Here is a 17,029-nt window from a genome sequence, read left to right as displayed (position 1 = left end):
AAGTTTGTTGTAGGATCGAGACGGGGGTTCCGGTATCCTACCCGGCACCCCTGAAGCAGATTCGGAGCGGGGCCGATCCGGTCTGCCGCACGGTTTTTGCGACGATGGTCTGACAGGGCTCCAACGTGGAGATGTCGCTGCGACGGGCTTTTGCAATTTCCGCAAATTGCGATTAAGAGGCCTTTTTGCGAATGATTTCGATCGCGGCCCATCAATGACCGCGGGTATGAGGACAGCGTGACCCAACCGATTTCCCAGCCGTCGACGCCGCTTCTGGACAAGGTCAACCTGCCCCGGGATCTCAAGGCCATCGACGACAAGGACCTGCCGCAGCTGGCCGGAGAACTGCGCGCCGAGATGATCGATGCCGTCTCGCGCACCGGCGGCCATCTCGGCGCCGGCCTTGGCGTGGTCGAGCTGACGATCGCCATCCACAAGGTGTTCGACACGCCGCACGACCGGCTGATCTTCGACGTCGGCCACCAGTGCTACCCCCACAAAATCCTGACCGGACGCCGCGACCGCATCCGCACGCTGCGCCAGGAAAACGGCCTGTCCGGATTTACCCGCCGGGCGGAGAGCGAATACGATCCCTTCGGCGCCGCGCATTCCTCCACCTCCATTTCCGCCGGTCTCGGCATGGCGGTCGCCTCCGAACTGCAGGGCGTGAAGCGAAACGTCATCTCCGTCATCGGCGACGGCGCGATGTCGGCCGGCATGGCCTACGAGGCGCTGAACAATGCCGGCGCGCTGGACGCCCGGCTGATCGTCATTCTCAACGACAACGACATGTCGATCGCGCCGCCGACCGGCGCCATGAGCGCCTATCTGGCGCGGCTCGCCTCCGGCCGGACCTATATGGGCTTCCGCGAGCTCGGCAAGAAGCTGACCGCCTATCTCGGCAAGTCCGTCGATCGCGCCATCACCCGTGCGGTGGAGCACGCCCGCGGCTACGTGACCGGCGGCACGCTGTTCGAGGAGATGGGTTTCTACCATATCGGGCCGATCGACGGGCACGCGTTCGAGCATCTGCTGCCGGTGCTGCGCAACGTGCGCGACAATGCGCACGGACCGGTGCTGATCCACGTGGTGACGCAGAAGGGCAAGGGCTATGCCCCGGCGGAAGCCGCCGCCGACAAATATCACGGCGTCAACACCTTCGACGTCATCACCGGCGCGCAGGCGAAGGCCAAGCCGAACGCGCCCTCCTACACGGCCGTGTTTGCCGAAGCGCTGGTGCAGGAGGCGAATGAGGACGAGCGGATCGTCGCGGTGACCGCCGCCATGCCGAACGGCACCGGGCTCGACAAGTTCGCGCTGGCGCATCCCTCTCGCATCTTCGATGTGGGGATTGCCGAGCAGCACGCCGTGACCTTTGCGGCCGGACTGGCGACCGAAGGGTTGAAGCCGTTTGCCGCGCTCTATTCCACCTTCCTACAGCGCGGCTACGACCAGGTGGTCCACGACGTGGCGATCCAGGGCCTGCCGGTGCGCTTCCCGATCGATCGCGCCGGTTTCGTCGGTGCCGACGGCCCGACGCATGCGGGCTCCTTCGACACGACCTATCTTGCCGCCCTGCCCGGCTTCGTGGTGATGGCCGCGGCCGACGAGGCGGAGCTGAAGCATATGGTGCGCACGGCTGCGGCCTATGACGAAGGTCCGATTTCCTTCCGCTACCCGCGCGGCGAAGGCGTGGGCATCGACATGCCGGTGCGGGGCGAGATTCTGGAGATCGGCCGGGGCCGCATCGTCAAGGAAGGCACCAAGGTCGCGCTGCTCTCCTTCGGGACGCGGCTTGCCGATTGTCTGCTGGCCGCCGAGGATCTCGATGCCGCCGGGCTTTCGACGACGGTGGCGGACGCGCGTTTCGCCAAGCCGCTCGACCACGACCTCATCCGCCGGCTTGCCCGCGAGCACGAGGTTCTGATCACCATCGAGGAAGGGTCGGTCGGCGGCTTCGGCAGCCATGTCCTGCAGTTCCTCGCGCTCGAAGGCCTGATGGATTCCGGGCTGAAGGTGCGCCCGATGGTGCTGCCGGATCTCTGGATGGAACAGAGCAAGCAGGAGGCCATGTATGCCCAGGCGGGTCTCGACCGCGCCGGCATCGTTTCCACCGTGTTCCGCGCTCTGGGACAAAAGCGCGTCGGCCGCGGCGCGGCGAGCTGACCGCCGAGGGACAGGCATAAGCTCGCATATCGCGCAAAAGGCTTGTCAGCCGGGCCTCGACACGCCATGACAGGCGCCATGTCAAACGAACCGAAAACCACCGTCCGCCTCGACCAGCTCGTTCTCAACCTCGGGCTCGTCGCCAGCCGGTCTCGCGCACGCGATGCCGTGCAGCGGGGAACCGTGCGGGTCAACGGCCGCGTCGTCACCAAGCCGAGCTCCACCTTTCCCGAGGATGTGACGATCGAGATCGACGATCCGGTCCAGGCCTATGTCTCGCGCGCGGCGCTGAAGCTGAAAGCCGGGCTCGACCATTTCGCGCTGTCGCCCGAGGGGCTGGACTGTCTGGATATCGGCGCCTCCACCGGCGGCTTTACCGAAGTGCTGCTGCATGCGGGCGCTGCCCATGTCATTTCCGTGGATGTCGGCCACGGCCAGTTCCACCCCCGGCTCGAAGCCGATCCGCGCGTCACCAACATAGAGGGGCTGAACGCCCGCGTGCTCGACGAGGAGCATCTGGAAGACCGCGAGATCGGCATGGTCGTCTCCGACGTGTCCTTCATCTCGCTGAAGCTCGCTCTGCCCCCGGCGCTCGACCTCGCGGTGCCCGGCGCGCTCTGCATCCTGCTGGTCAAGCCGCAGTTCGAGGCCGGCCGTGATTTCGTCAGCAAGGCGGGACTGTTGAAAGATCCCTCGACCGCACCCGAGGTGGCCGCCGAACTGGAGCGCTGGCTCGTGGAGGAGATGGGCTGGGAAAGCCTCGGGATGATCCCCTCCCCGATTGCCGGCGGCGACGGAAACGAGGAGTTCCTGCTCGCCGGCCGCAAGCCTCTCGATGACGATGCCGAGGCGGACGCAGAGACGGACGAGGACAGAGCATGAGCGCGGAAACCGCGACGATCGAACGGCTGGGCCTGCAGGGCGACGGCATCGTTACCTCCGACGCCGGGCCCATCTTCGTGCCCTTCACGCTTCCCGGCGAACGGGTGACGCTCGCCGTCAACAAGCAGCAGGGCACGGTGATGTCGCTGCTCGCGCCTTCGCCCGACCGCGTCGCGCCCGCCTGCCGGCATTTCGGGCCGGAGGGCGAGAACGGCACCTGCGGCGGCTGCACGCTGCAGCATGCCGGCGACGACCTCTACCACGCGTTCAAGCGGCAGATCGTGATCGATGCCCTGCGCGCGCGCGGCATCGAAACGGAGGTGGCACCGCTGGTCATTGCCCGCCCCGGCGAACGCAGGCGGACGGTCTTCACCGCGCGGCGCACCGAAAAGGAGCTGCTGCTCGGCTATAACCAGGCGGAAAGCCATCATATCGTTTCCATTGCGGAATGTCCGATCGCGAGCCCTGGCATCGTCTCCCGGCTCGCCGCCATCCGCATCGTTGCGGCCGCGCTTGCCGCCAGTGCCGAGCCGTTTCGCATCACCGTTCTGGAGACCTCGGCCGGGCTCGATCTCGCCGCCGAAGGCATCAAGGCGCTGTCGGACCGGCACCGGCAACAGGCGATCGAGGCCGTGCTGACGCTGCGCGGCATCGCCCGGCTCGCGGTCAATGGCGAGACGATCGTCGAGCCGATGAAGCCGCTCATCACCTTCGACGGCATCGCCGTCTCGCCGCCGCCCGGCGGCTTTGCGCAGGCGAGCGCGGTTGCCGAAGCGGCGATGGCGGAGCTGGTCCTCGCGCATCTGGGCAAGGCCAAGCGGATCGCCGATCTCTTCGCGGGGACCGGCACCTTCGCGCTGCGCATGGCGCGAAAAGGCCGCGTGCATGCGGTGGAGAGCGAGGAGAAGGCGCTGAAGGCCCTCGACCTCGCCGCCCGCAACACGCAGGGGCTGAAGCCCGTCACCATCGAAAAGCGCGACCTCTTCCGCCGGCCGATGATGACCTCCGAGCTGAAGGTCTTCGACGCCGTCGTCTTCGATCCGCCCCGCGCCGGCGCCGAGGCGCAATGCCGCGAGCTGGCCCGCTCGACGGTCAAGACCATCGTCGCCGTGTCCTGCAACCCGCAGACCCTCGCGCGCGATCTTTCGATCCTCATCGAAGGCGGCTACCGCGTCACCGCGGTCACCCCCGTCGATCAATTCCTCTGGTCGTCCCATGTCGAAGCCGTGGCAATGCTGACGCGCTGACATCATATCTGAATTTTCTAATATTTAGAAATGGCCCGTGCTACGCTCATGCCGTTCGCGGTAGAAGCAGAAAGCGCTGTGCCAGCCAGCGCGTCGGGGACGATGAGCCTCCCCGACCTCGGCAAAGGCTTTGCTGTCGAACAGGAGTGACGCGAATGGGATATCTACCCGTGAGCATCACGCTTGAGATAAGGAAAACCCGCACGGGCTGGCAACTGCACGTGCGGGTCATATTCCTAGTCTGAGCGACAGGCAGCCGGAGTTCACCCTCCGGCTGCCACTCCGCTAATATACAGCGTTGTCTGCCGTGTGCAAGACAACGGAACAGACAACGCCCGACAAACCCGACATCTGCAGGCACGCCTGATCGCCTGCAGGGCAGCGCGACACGCTCCCGAAAAAACCTTAAAAAAGAAAATCCTTATATTCCCGGACCGGTCTGCTACGCTCGCTCCGTTCGCGGCAGAAGCAGAAAGCGCTGTGCCAGCCAGCGCGTCGGGGATGATGAGCCTCCCCGACCTCGGCAAAGGGCTTTGCTGTCGAACAGGAGTGACGCGAATGGGATATTTGCCCGTGAGCATCACGCTTGAGATAAGGAAAACCCGCACGGGCTGGCAACTCCACGTGCGGGTAACATTCCTCGTCTAAGCGAAACGACAGCCGGAGTTAGCGCTTCGGCTGTCACTCCGCTAATATACAACGATGCGGTTTCCGCTGCAAGGCGTGTTGAATGGCGTGGTGCGCGTCAGCGCCTGGAGAGGAAGGCCGTGAAGGCGGCCTGGGCTTCGGTGCTTTTCAGGCGGGTGGCGAAATGCTCCGCTTCGATGTCGATGCGGGCGAGGATGTCCGCGGTGTCGCCGCGCAGGAGTTGACGGGCGATGCGCAGCGCCTGGGGCGGCTTGGCGGCGAGCATGGCGGCGGCGGCAAGGGTTTCCTGTTCCAGCACCTCGGGTGCGACGGCCTTCCAGACGAGGCCGGCGGCCACGGCCTCGTCGGCTGCGATCGGCAGGCCGGCGGCGAGCAGCGCAAAGGCGCGCTGGTGGCCGATGATGCGGGGGACGATGAGGCTGGAGGCGGCTTCGGGCACCAGAGCGAGATCCACGAAGGGCGTCCGCAGCTGGGTGCGGGTCGAGATGACGGTGAGGTCGCAATGCAGGTTGAGCGTCGTGCCGATGCCGATCGCGAGACCGTCGACGCCGGACACGAGCGGCTTGGTGACGGTCGCCAGAGCGTGCAGGAAGCCGAAAACCTCCGTTCCCCGGGTTTCGCCCATGGCCATTCGCGCGAAGTCCGCCATGTCGTTGCCGGCGGAAAAACAGCCGGGCGATCCGAGAAAGACCACGACGCGAACGTCGTCGTCCGCCTCGGCCGCTGCGAGCGCCGCGGTCATCGCCTGATACATGGCTCCGGTGATGGCGTTCTTCTTTTGCGGACGGTTGAAGCGAATGACGCGGATGGCGGCATCCGGGCGTTCGATGAGGATGGTCTCGTCGGTCATATCGGGATCTCAGTTCAGCGCGATGCGCGCAGCCTCGAGGCTGGCTGCGCCGTGGAGAATGGCGTCGGCAAGGGACGCGGTTTCGCCGATGAGGTTTTCGGCAAAGAAGCGCGCCAGCGCGACGCGCTGCGCCTGTCGGCCATCGTCGGCTTCGCTTGTCGCCCCCTTGGCGAGAAGCGCACCGGAGAGGACGAGGCCGAAGAGGCGTTGATAGGCGGTGGCACCGGCCAGCGCCGTAGACAGCCTGCCGGCCGCGACTTCGGATTGGAGCCATTCGGTGGCCGTGGACAAGGCGCCGATCGCATCCTCAAGACGCGAAGCGGTCGTGCCCCAGGCGTCGGCATCCGATCTCGCAACGGTCTTAGCGATGGCGAGCAGGTCGGCAATCAGGCCGCGGACATGGGCGCCGTCGCCGAGCGGCAGCTTGCGGGTGACGAGATCGATCGCCTGGATGCCGTTGGTGCCTTCGTAGATCGGGGCGATGCGCGCATCGCGCAACAGGCGCGCGGCACCGGTCTCCTCGACGAACCCCATGCCGCCATGGACCTGGATGCCGAGCGAGGCAACCTCGACACCGACATCGGTCGGGAAGGATTTGGCGATCGGGGTCAGGAGCGCCGCGCGATCCTGCCAGTGGCGTTTCTCGTCGCCCTCCGCCTCGTGGGCGCGATCGACCGCTTCGGCGCAAAGATAGGTGATCGCACGTGCGCCCTGCGTCAGCGCCTTCATGGTCAGCAGCGTGCGGGCGATATCGGGATGGTCGATGATCGGGCTCGATGTCGTGGCGCCCGCATTTTTACCGGGTGCCTTGCCCTGACGCCGTTCGCGCGCATAGGCGAGCGCGCCCTGCGTTGCGGCCTCCGCCATGGCGACGCCCTGGACGCCCACCGCGAGGCGGGCGTTGTTCATCATGGTGAACATGCAGGCGAGCCCGCGGTTTTCCTCGCCGATCAGATAGCCGACGGCCCCGGCCTCCGCACCGAAGCGGCCGTCGCCATAGATCATGGTGCAGGTCGGCGAGGCATGAATACCGAGCTTCTCCTCGATCGAGTGGCAGAAGAGATCGTTGCGCGCGCCGAGGCTCTCGTCGTCGTTGACGAGAAATTTCGGCACCAGGAACAGCGAGATGCCGCGCGTGCCCTCGGGCGCGTCAGTGAGACGCGCCAGAACGAGATGGACGATGTTGTCGGTGAGGTCGTGCTCGCCCCAGGTGATGTAGATCTTCTGACCGAAAATCCGGTAGGTGCCGTCATCGCGGCGTTCGGCCCGCGTGCGCAGCGTCGAGAGGTCCGAGCCGGCATGGGGTTCGGTGAGGTTCATCGTGCCGGTCCACGCGCCGGACACCATCTTTGGCAGGAACCGGGCCTTCAGCGCGTCCGAACCGTGCGCGGCCAGCGCCTCGGCGGCACCGCCCGTCAGCATCGGCGCGAGCGCGAAGGCCATCGAGCCGCCGTTCCAGATTTCCATGGCGGCGATCTGCAGCCGGTGCGGCAGGCCCTGCCCGCCGACATCCATCGGCGCGGCGAGGCCGTTCCAGCCGGCCGCCGCCCAGGCGCGGTAGATCTCGGGCCAGCCGGAGGGCGAGCGGACCTCGCCATTGGCAAGCCGGGAGCCCTCCTTGTCGCCGCGTGCCGCAGCCGGCGCGATCGTCGCGTCGCAGAAACGGCCCGCCTCCGAAATCACGGCATCCACGATATCGGTATCGACCGAGGCGTCGTTGTCGAGCCCGGCGATATGCTTGAGCGTGAACAGAATGTCGTCCACGGGCGATGTGTACATGAGGTCCTCCTGCCTTTGCCGGCGCCCATCCGTCTTTCCCGCGCCGTCGCTTAAATTATTGATTTTGACGTAAACGTCAACTGCCGATCTCCGACCGCTCCGCGGGGGCCGTTCGGCCCTTGCAACGGCGTCTGGCCTCGCAACCAAAATCTGGGCCTCGAAACGAAGTCTTGCCTTGCAACGAAACTGTCATAGAAGATCGATACAGCACGATCCCGGCCGCCGGATATTCCGTCATGAACCTTGTTTCGCCTGAAATTCCCGGCCTCGTCTGGGCCTATCGCTTTCCTCCGGGCCAGAGCCGTGGCGAGCGCATCTCCGCCGATGCGCCGCTTGCGGCCCTGAGCGAGGGCGATGGCTGGCTCTGGCTGCACCTGGCGCTGAGCGATGCGCGCACGCCGGCGCTGATCCAGAAGATCTGTGACCTGCCGCCGGATGCGCTGGCCACGCTGTCGAGCCACGACACGCAGGCCGCGATCACCACCGACGAGGCCATGGTGCACGGCACGCTGGTCGATTTCGAACGCACGTTCGACGAGATGACGAAGACGATCGGCTGGCTGCATTTCGTCGTCACGGACAAGGTGATCGTGACGACGCGGCTGCACCCGTTGCGCAGCATCGACCGGGTCAAGACAGCAATCGAGAAGAACCCGCGCTGCCTGCGTCCGATCGACCTGTTCGAGATGATGGTGATCGAGTTCCAGCGCACGCTGATCGGCCTTGTGCTCGAACTGACGGAAGAGCTGAACGTCATCGAGGACGAGGTCTATGGCGAGGCCGGACACAACGACCAGCCGCGGCTGGCGCCGCTGCGCCGCACCGCCGTGCGGCTGCACCGGCATCTGCGCACGCTGCTTGCGCTTCTGCGCCGTGCGGCGGCATCCGACGACGACGAGGTTCCCACCGGTTTCATCGACGTTGCCGAACGCCTGACCGACAAGTTGGAGACGGTGGACCGCGACGTCTTCGCGCTGCAGGAGCGGGCGCGGCTGCTGCATGAGGAGATTGACAGCAAGCTCTCCTCGGAGACCAATCGCCATCTCTACATCCTGTCGCTGATGACGGCCTTTTTGCTGCCGCCGACGCTCGTCACCGGCTTTTTCGGCATGAACACCAGCGACCTGCCGCTCTCCGGCGGCGTCCATGGCACGCTGTTTGCCGGCGTCTTCATCGTTATGTCCATGGCATTCGCCTGGACGATCCTGAAGCGCATCGGGATTCTCTGAGACCTTGCTGAACCGTGAGGCCAAAATGCTAAAAGGCACCGGTGAACCGGTGCCTTTTCGTCAATCATGTATAAACTCAGCAGATCAATAAGGCGAGTTGCACTGGCGGCGCGGGCCGTTGTTCGGCTGATACGTATTGTCGTAGGCACGATACGAACGGTAGCGGTTCTGGCACCAGGCGACATGGCTGCCGCCGACGCGGACCGGCCGGTCATTGTTGACGGCACCGCCGATGATGGCGCCTGTCGCGAAGGCTGCGAGCGGGAACCACATGCCGTTATATTCGCGGTAGCCACGACGGCGTTCGCGATAACCGCGGTGGCCGTTGTAGTAATAGGCATTGTTGCGGCGGTGATAGCCGCGGCGGCGCCAGTCGTCGCGATCGCGATTGCGGTACTGGACGGGCTCGGCTGCATTCGCCGTCTGGACCGGCTTCTGGACCGGGATCGGCACCATGGCCTGGACCGGCACGAACGAGGTGATGAAGAGCGCTGCGGAAAGGCCGGCGGCCGACAGGAGCTTTGCGTTGAAGAGACCCATTGTTTCCTCCGAGAATTTTTATTGAAATTCTGATCGAACGACCGCGCGGGGGCACGGTATCCGCTGGTCTGACAACGGGCGACGGACCTGTTGGTTCCCCCGGCGGGCACGCGGCGCGCGCCATTTCGCGCGGGTTAACGGCGCGTTAACCATGTGAGCGCAGCATTGCGCCCATGTCCACCACCGCCAGAATCATTGCCGGCGCGTTACAGCCTTCCTCAGGAGGGCCCATCGGCGTGGTCGTCAGGCCCCTCGTCGCTCTCGTCGCGGGCCTCGCTTTCTCGCTCGGCAGCCTGTTTCTGCCGCAGACGGCGCGCGCGGTCGATCAGGAACCGTGGAAGAAGCCGGAGCCGGCGCTGGTCATCGACGCCTACGAGCTCAACATCGTCGACTGGCAGGAGATGCTGAAGAACAAGCGCATCGCCGGCTTCGTTTCCAAGGCCTCGGACGGAATGCCGGAGAGTTTTTCCTGCACAGGCGACCACAAGGGCGACAGTTTTGCGCACTGTAAGACGATGTGGCGGAAGTATGCGGTCAGCCGCGAGCTTTATCAGACCCGCCGCATGGTGGCGCGAGCGAGCGGCTTGCTCTGGGGCGCCTATCATCTGGCGCGGCCGGGCAACCCGATCGAGCAGGCCAACCACTTTCTCGACTATGCCGAACCCGCGGCCGACGAGTTGATGGTGCTCGATATCGAGGGCATCGATCCGGAAAACTTCATGTCGCTCGCCGACGGCGAGATCTTCGCGCAGCATATCAAGACCCGCACCGGGCGCTATCCGATGCTCTACACCAACCACACGACCGCCCGCCATATCGCCGAAAACCGGGCGCTCTACCCGATCCTCTCGCGCCTGCCGCTCTGGTATGCGCGCTACAAGCCGGGCATCCGCGACGTCTTTCCGATGGGCAACTGGGACAGCTACGCGCTGTGGCAGTTCTCCTCCGGCGCCAATTGCAACAAGCGCCGCTGCCCCTATCGCATCGGCGGAACCCTGCCGGACATCGACGTCAACGTCGCCCCGATGGATGCGGCACGGCTGAAGGTGGAATGGGCCAAGGGCGCGCTGCTGCCGGAAAAACCCCTGCCTTCAGACCCTGCGCCAGCTCAGCCGGTGCCTGCCATACCGACGCTCGACCCGCCCGTGGTGACGCTGGTTGCCGCCAACGGCGCACGCCCCGTCTGCATCGGCACGCGGGCAGCGCTTAGCCAGGCCGCGCTTAGCCCGGCAGAGCTGGGCGTGGACGGCATGACGACCTCCTCGATCGCCACGCGCGGCCCGCGGATCGCCTCGCGCTAGGCGCATGTCCGGCCTCTGGCAGGTCTGCCTCACCTCGACAGACGCGGCTGCCCCTATCCCTGCCCGGCCCCTCAAGCCTCGATCTGCACGTCCGTCAGGGGGCGGGAGCAGCAGGCGAGGATATAGCCTTCCTCGACTTCCTCATCGAGAATGCCGCCATTGTGGTTCATCTCCACCTCGCCGGAAATCTTCATGACGCGGCAGGTGCCGCAGAGGCCGCCTTCGCAAGCGGCACCGATGCGAACGCCGGCGGCGCGGGCGGTCTGGAGCACCGTCTGGCCGGGAACGCATTTGGCTTCCTTGCCGGCCATGGTGAAGGTCACGATGGGCGCGACGACCGGCTGGTCGCCGTCCGTCTCGCCGGCCCCCTCGCCCGCACCGGCGCGAACGGCGAGCTCATCGATATTGGGTGCCGCGGCGGGCTGGAAGCTTTCCTCGTGGTAGCGCGCCATGTCGAAACCGGACGCCTGCAGCATCTCGCGCACGCCGCGCATGAACGGCTCCGGGCCGCAGCAGAACACGGTGCGGCTCAGGAAATCGGGCGCGAGCAGCGCCACCTTGGCGGCATCGATGCGGCCGCGCAGGCCGTGCCAGCCATGGCGGGGCTCATGGCCTTCCACGACGAAGCCGAGCGACAGGTTCGGCATGCCGGGGCTGAGCGTTTCCAGTTCGCGCCGGAAGAGCAGATCGTCCGGGCGGCGGGCGCAGGAGATGAACGCGACGTCGGTCTGCGGCGCGCAATCGGAAAACCAGCGCGTCATCGACATCATCGGCGTGATGCCCGAGCCGGCCGAGACGAAGAGGTATTTTTCGCCGGGATAGCGCACGAAGGAGAAATCGCCGAGCGGGCCGAAGGCCTTCAGCGTCATGCCCGGGCGCAGGTTTTCAAACATCCAGCGCGTGCCGATCGAGGTCGCCTGCGCCTTGACGGTGACGGCGATCGAGAACGGGCGCGACGGGGTCGAGGACAGCGTATAGGTCCGCATCACCGGATCGTCCGCCGTCACCGGGATTTCGAGCGTGACGAACTGGCCCGGCAGATAGCGGAACCAGCCATCGCGATCGGACTTGAACACGAAGGTCATGACATCCGGCGCTTCCGTCGTCACGGCGATGCATTCGAGCAGGTGCTGGCGGTCGTTCCAGGGCTGAAGCTCGTCGAAATGGCGGAACGGCGATGCGGAGGTCCTGCCCTGATCCATGCTCGTCCCCGTCGCTTGACCCTGCTTGTCGCTCATCTCAGGCCACGCGCACGAGCGGCGCGTGGACGCCGTTCAGGCGGTTCTGCATGAACTGGGTGTACCATTCGACGAACTGCATGACGCCGCCTTCGTGCTCGGGCGAGTACGGGCCGGGCTCGTAGGCCGGCGAGCGGATGCCGAAGGCGTTTTCCTCGACGATCCGCCGATCCTGGTCGTTGGTCTCGGTCCAGACATGCGTCAGCTCTTCGAGATTGTAGTCGACGCCTTCGACCGCATCCTTGTGCACCAGCCACTTGGTGGTGACCTGCGTCAGTTCCGGCCCGAGCGGCAGCACGCGGAAGGTGATGGCGTGGTCGGCCAGCACGTGATTCCAGGTGCTCGGATAATGGAACATCAAAAGCGTGCCGATATGGCTCTGGGTGACGTCGTCGGAGAGGCGGCGCTTGACGGCGCGGGCGCCGGACATGGTGTAGCTCTCGGCATCCTCGATGAGCGGCATGCGGGCGACGCGGAACTGGCCGGTCGGATCGATGCGGAATTCGCTCGGCAGGCCGGAGGCTTCGCAGCGGCTCCAGTGCTCGGAAATGACCGGATCGTCCTTGGCGCCCTGCACGCCGGTGGCCGAAGGGGCTTCCGGATAGGTGCGGCAAAGCTCCGGGTGATTGCTGGCGCAGTGGTAGCACTCGCGGTTGTTTTCCCAGACGAGCTTCCAGTTGCCCTTTTCCACGATGGTGCTTTCGAAGGCGACCTTCGTGTCCTTGAGATTGTGCGGCGCGATGTAGGACGTGACCATGTCGCGCACGGGCGCAAAGTCCAGCGGCTCGGCGGCCAGGCTGATGAAGATGTAGCCGCCGATGGTTTCGCAGGCGACCGGCTTCAGGCCGTGGGCCGACTTGTCGAAATCCTCGCCCATCTGGCGGGCGAACATCAGCTTGCCGTCCAGCTCATAGGTCCAGTTGTGATAGGGACAGACGAGCTTGGCCGAGGCGCCCTTGGCCTGCGTGCAGACGCGCGAGCCGCGGTGGCGGCAGGCATTGTGCAGCGCATGGATCGCGCCCTGGCGGTCGCGGGTGACGACGACGGGGTAATCGCCGACCTGCACAGTGAAATAGTTGCCGGCCTTGGGGATCTCGCAGTCATGGCCGATGAAGAGCCAGTCCTTGTACCAGATCTCCTCCAGATCGATCTTGTAGAGATCGGGATCCGTATAAAACGCCTGCTCGAGGCTGTGGGTCTCGCGCCGGTTCCGGAGCGTGCGGAGCACTTCGCTGCGAAAATCCATCTTCCCGTTCCTTTAAACGACGGACCCCGCGGCGGGGCCGTATTCAGGGCTGGTCCGCTCGGGCGAGCTTTTCGCGCTCGACCCTCAAGACCCCGCCGCACCAAGACATTCCACATCATCGATCGTCACAGTATGGGCAGTCGCAGTATAAACCGTCTCAGGAGAACAGTCATACTGGCACCAAGACAGGTGTCCGGGCTCAGGGGCCTTGGCCGTGCCGATCTCCCGAGGGGTGCACCCTCAAGACGGATCTGCCGGCTCATGCTCCACCACCGTTGCGGGCGCAGCGCCGGGTTTCGACCGGCTTCCCAAACTGTCCGGATCCTTTGGGAACCGGCGCCTTGAGCCTCTCTATCTAACGCCGCGTCGCCCGATTTCAGAGGCCAAGAAGCGACACGCGATTTGAGAAAGACGACACGCGCATTCGCCGGCTTTTTCCAGGTCTTTGAAAGCCGATCCGTGAAGATAAACAAGGCAATGCGCGAAACTTAGACAGATGTGGATTGTCCGGTCGGCCGGCAGGCAGCGCGCCGGATGCCCGTTTGCGACATGAACGGGTTCAGGCGTGACATTCCGGACCCGTGCCGCCCCCAAGACGGCATATCAGCGATCACGCAAGCCTCGCGCCATGGCGGGACCGTAAAAGCGATGAAAAGGAAGATCACCGATGCTGGACCAGACCATGGCCAAACTGCGCTACTTCGATGATGCCAAGACGCCGCCCGCGGACCAACGCGGGGGCATCTACACCGATTACCTTCGCACCGGGCGCATCAACCGCGGGACGACGGAGGCGCGCACGGCCAAGCGCTACCTGACGCACCAGCAGGTGGCCGAGCGCACGGGGCGCAAGCTGGAAACCGCCGGCACGCTCGCCTACGACCGCATCAACGGCTTCCACGCCTCCATCCGCTTTCCCAAGATGATCTTCCACCGCACGCTCGACGACAGCCCGCACCTCGGCTACTGCCACGTGACGGCGGCGCGGTCCAAGTTCGCGGACTATGACGATGTCCGCTGGTCGTTCTACATGGCCAATTTCTTCTGCGAGATCGGCAAGGACGAGCATTTCTTCGACGACGTCCGCCGGGGATATTCGCGCATGTACTTCGCCGTCGCGATGGACCTCGACCGAGAACAGGGCAAGCTCGTGATCAACCGGACCGTCCGCGATGGCGGCCTTCTCTTCCGCACGCAGGACCCGAAGACGGCCTTGAAGAACGTGCTGATGCTGGGTGCCCGCAACGACGCGCTGCGCACGATCATCCGCGCGCTCTGAGGTTCGACGTCTTTCTGCTTTTTCGACTTTGCGCTTTTCGCCTGTCGTTCCCGCAAAAGCGCTGCACAGTTCGCGCGACATGCTTTAAGACGTCCCCCTCATCGGACGGAAGCGTGAAAGCGGCATGGCAGAGATCATCGACACGACCCTGGACCCGGCGCGGGCGCTGGACCGCGCGGTGGCGGTGCTCGGCCAAGGCCGGCCGATCGCCCTGCCGACCGAGACCGTCTACGGGCTTGCGGCCGATGCGACGCGGGCCGATGCGATCGCCTCGATCTACGAGGTCAAGGGTCGCCCGCGTTTCAACCCGCTGATTTCCCACGTGTCCGACATGGCGATGGCCGAGCGCCATGGCGCGTTCGATCCCGTCTCCCGCCGGCTGGCCGAGGCCTTCTGGCCGGGACCGCTGACGCTGGTCGTCGCGCGGGCGCCCGGCAGTGCCGTGCATGCGCTGGCGACGGCCGGGCTCGATACGCTGGGGCTGCGCATGCCGGCCGGCTTTGCGCGCGAGGTCATTGCAGCCTTCGGCCAGCCGCTGGCGGCGCCGAGCGCCAACACGTCGGGGCGCATCAGCCCGACGACGGCCGCACATGTGGCCGACGATCTCGGCGGCGCCATCGACCTCATCCTCGACGCCGGGCCGGCGGGCATCGGGCTCGAATCGACCATCGTCAAGATGGAGAACGGGCAGCTTCGCCTGTTGCGGCCGGGCGGGCTGGAGGCCGACGAGATCGAGGCCGTGGCCGGGCAGCGGCTGCTGCGGCCGGCGGCGGCGGGGGCAGCGATGACGGCGGCGGGGGCCGCCCTGGAAGCGCCCGGCATGCTCGCCTCGCATTATGCGCCCGCAGCCTCGGTTCGGCTGGACGCGACCGAGGTGCGGCCGGGCGAGGCCCTGATCCGCTTCGGCGGCAGGGCGCTTCCGGGCGAAGACAGGGCCGCGCTCGTGCTCGACCTCAGCCCGTCGGGAAGCCTCAGGGAAGCCGCCGCCCATCTCTTTTCCTATATGAAGCAGGCGGACGCGACCGGCGCCCGGACGATCGCCTTTTCCGCCATGCCCGCGGACGGCCTCGGCGAGGCCATTCGCGACCGGCTGGAACGGGCGGCAGCGCCCCGCTGAGACCGAGACCGCGACCGAAACGGACACAATGAAAGCGCCCGACATGACGAACGACCCGACGAACACCGTTCCATCGCCCGACCTCGTCCGGCGCTTCGTCGATCTCGTCGGCGGCCATGCCGAGGTGGGCGCCGATGTCGCGGATCGCTATCTGGTGGAGACGCGCGGGCTCTATCGCGGCACGACGCCGGCGGTGCTGAAGCCCGGCAGCGTGGCGGAGGTTTCGGCGATCCTGACGCTTGCCAGCGAAACCGGCGTCGCCATCGTGCCGCAGGCGGGCAATACCGGCCATGTGGCCGGGCAGATCCCCCGCACGGGGGCGGCCGACATGCTGCTGTCGCTGGAGCGGATGAACCGCATCCGCGACGTCGATCCGGTCGGCAATGTGATCGTGGCGGATGCCGGCTGCATCCTCGCGGATATCCAGGCGGCGGCCGAGCGGGTGGACCGGCTGTTTCCGCTGTCGCTCGGCTCGGAGGGCTCCTGCCGGATCGGCGGCAATCTCTCGACCAATGCCGGGGGAACGGCCGTGCTGGCCTATGGCAATATGCGCCAGCTCTGCCTCGGGCTGGAGGTGGTGCTGCCGACCGGCGAGATCTGGGACGGGCTGCGGCGCTTGAAGAAGGACAATACGGGCTACGACCTGCGCGACCTGTTCATCGGCGCGGAAGGCACGCTCGGCGTCATCACCGGGGCGGTGCTGCGGCTGTTTCCAAAGCCGCTCGGGCACGAGGTGGCGCTTGTGGGCCTGCGCACCGTCGAGGCTGCGCTGGCGCTGTTCGAGCGGGCGTCCACGCTCTGCGGGCAGACGCTGACCGGATTCGAGCTGATGCCGCGCATCGGCATCGCGTTTTCGATGCGCAACATTCCGGGCGTCACCGATCCGATGGCGACGGTCCATCCCTGGTACGTGCTGATCGATATCTCGAGCGCCGACAGCGCCGAGAGCGCGCAGCGGACGATGGAAACGCTGTTATCGGGCGCGCTTGAGGACGGTCTTGCGGACGACGCCATCGTCGCCTCCAGCGAGGCCCAGCGCAAGGCACTCTGGCATATGCGCGAAAGCCTGTCGCTCGCCCAGCGTCCCGAGGGGGGCTCGATCAAGCATGACGTGTCGGTGCCCATCGCCAGCATCCCCGCTTTCATGGCCGAGGCCGACGCCGCGGTGATGGCGGCGATCCCCGGCGCGCGGATCTGCTCCTTCGGCCATATGGGCGACGGCAATATCCACTACAACATCTCGCAGCCGGTCGGCGCGGACAAGCAGGAATTTCTCGGGCGCTGGCGGGAGATGAACGCCATCGTGCATGGCATCGTGCTCGCGCATTCCGGCTCGATTTCCGCCGAGCACGGCATCGGCCAGCTGAAGCGCGACGAGCTGGCGGAGGTCAGGCACGGCATCGAGATCGAGCTGATGCAGCGGATCAAGCATGCCTTCGACCCCGCCGGCATCATGAACCCCGGCAAGGTGCTGCAGATCAGACCCTGAGGCGATTGCCTCGCTCAG

At 65.9% G+C, this 17,029-nt stretch carries 13 protein-coding genes and 1 riboswitch; of the genes, 8 read left to right on the top strand and 5 right to left on the bottom strand.

What is annotated here, in order from left to right; genetic code table 11:
- The first annotated feature begins 237 nt into the window (after positions 1–237).
- From dxs to ASG39_RS08630, 3 genes are all read left to right on the top strand, one after another.
- Positions 238–2,166: a 1-deoxy-D-xylulose-5-phosphate synthase gene (dxs, locus tag ASG39_RS08640; protein ID WP_062594609.1), complete on the top strand. Its 1,929-nt coding sequence runs from the start codon at positions 238–240 to the stop codon at positions 2,164–2,166.
- A gap of 78 nt (positions 2,167–2,244) precedes the next feature.
- On the top strand, positions 2,245–3,048 hold the full coding sequence (locus tag ASG39_RS08635) for a TlyA family RNA methyltransferase (protein ID WP_062594608.1): 804 nt from the start codon (positions 2,245–2,247) through the stop codon (positions 3,046–3,048).
- Positions 3,045–4,295, top strand: a complete 1,251-nt coding sequence (locus tag ASG39_RS08630; RefSeq protein WP_062594607.1) for a class I SAM-dependent RNA methyltransferase — start codon at positions 3,045–3,047, stop codon at positions 4,293–4,295. The genes ASG39_RS08635 and ASG39_RS08630 overlap by 4 nt, the downstream gene beginning before the upstream one ends.
- A 745-nt stretch (positions 4,296–5,040) precedes the next feature.
- On the opposite strand, the gene ASG39_RS08625 is transcribed toward ASG39_RS08630, so the two are convergent.
- Both ASG39_RS08625 and ASG39_RS08620 read right to left on the bottom strand, forming a co-directional pair.
- The gene (locus tag ASG39_RS08625) at positions 5,041–5,793 is read right to left on the bottom strand and encodes a crotonase/enoyl-CoA hydratase family protein (RefSeq protein ID WP_062594606.1); all 753 of its coding nucleotides are present in this window, start codon (positions 5,791–5,793) and stop codon (positions 5,041–5,043) included.
- Between the two features lie 9 nt (positions 5,794–5,802).
- Entirely contained in the window at positions 5,803–7,572 is a 1,770-nt protein-coding gene (locus ASG39_RS08620) for an acyl-CoA dehydrogenase (RefSeq protein WP_062594605.1), read from the bottom strand.
- Between the two features lie 236 nt (positions 7,573–7,808).
- Between ASG39_RS08620 and ASG39_RS08615 the strand changes: the two genes are divergently transcribed.
- Positions 7,809–8,801, top strand: a complete 993-nt coding sequence (locus tag ASG39_RS08615; protein ID WP_062594604.1) for a transporter — start codon at positions 7,809–7,811, stop codon at positions 8,799–8,801.
- A gap of 84 nt (positions 8,802–8,885) precedes the next feature.
- On the opposite strand, the gene ASG39_RS08610 is transcribed toward ASG39_RS08615, so the two are convergent.
- Positions 8,886–9,341, bottom strand: coding sequence for a BA14K family protein (locus ASG39_RS08610; protein WP_062594603.1), 456 nt, complete (start codon positions 9,339–9,341; stop codon positions 8,886–8,888).
- 293 nt (positions 9,342–9,634) lie between these two features.
- On the opposite strand from ASG39_RS08610, the gene ASG39_RS08605 reads away from it, so the two are divergent.
- A complete protein-coding gene (locus ASG39_RS08605; RefSeq protein WP_244481205.1) occupies positions 9,635–10,642 on the top strand; it encodes a GH25 family lysozyme in 1,008 nt (335 codons plus the stop codon).
- Positions 10,643–10,713: 71 nt separating this feature from the next.
- Here ASG39_RS08605 and ASG39_RS08600 read toward each other — a convergent pair whose 3' ends face one another.
- Positions 10,714–11,844 carry a hybrid-cluster NAD(P)-dependent oxidoreductase gene (locus tag ASG39_RS08600; protein ID WP_062594916.1) on the bottom strand — a complete coding sequence of 377 codons (1,131 nt, stop codon included), beginning with the start codon at positions 11,842–11,844 and terminating at the stop codon, positions 10,714–10,716.
- A 37-nt stretch (positions 11,845–11,881) separates the two neighbouring features.
- Positions 11,882–13,126 carry an aromatic ring-hydroxylating dioxygenase subunit alpha gene (locus ASG39_RS08595; RefSeq protein ID WP_062594601.1) on the bottom strand — a complete coding sequence of 415 codons (1,245 nt, stop codon included), beginning with the start codon at positions 13,124–13,126 and terminating at the stop codon, positions 11,882–11,884.
- A 166-nt stretch (positions 13,127–13,292) separates the two neighbouring features.
- Positions 13,293–13,485: riboswitch (cobalamin riboswitch) on the bottom strand.
- 323 nt (positions 13,486–13,808) lie between these two features.
- Here ASG39_RS08595 and ASG39_RS08590 point away from each other — a divergent pair.
- The 3 genes from ASG39_RS08590 to ASG39_RS08580 all read left to right on the top strand — a co-directional run bounded on the left by ASG39_RS08590 (position 13,809) and on the right by ASG39_RS08580 (position 17,011).
- Positions 13,809–14,405 carry a DUF6656 family protein gene (locus ASG39_RS08590; protein ID WP_062594915.1) on the top strand — a complete coding sequence of 199 codons (597 nt, stop codon included), beginning with the start codon at positions 13,809–13,811 and terminating at the stop codon, positions 14,403–14,405.
- 124 nt (positions 14,406–14,529) lie between these two features.
- Complete coding sequence (locus tag ASG39_RS08585) at positions 14,530–15,522, top strand: L-threonylcarbamoyladenylate synthase (protein ID WP_062594600.1); 993 nt, start codon at positions 14,530–14,532, stop codon at positions 15,520–15,522.
- 43 nt (positions 15,523–15,565) lie between these two features.
- Positions 15,566–17,011 carry an FAD-binding oxidoreductase gene (locus tag ASG39_RS08580; RefSeq protein WP_062594914.1) on the top strand — a complete coding sequence of 482 codons (1,446 nt, stop codon included), beginning with the start codon at positions 15,566–15,568 and terminating at the stop codon, positions 17,009–17,011.
- Positions 17,012–17,029 lie beyond the last annotated feature (18 nt).

Source organism: Rhizobium sp. Leaf371 (assembly GCF_001424045.1).
GTDB lineage: Bacteria > Pseudomonadota > Alphaproteobacteria > Rhizobiales > Rhizobiaceae > Ferranicluibacter.
This window is presented reverse-complemented; position numbering and strand designations above follow the sequence as displayed.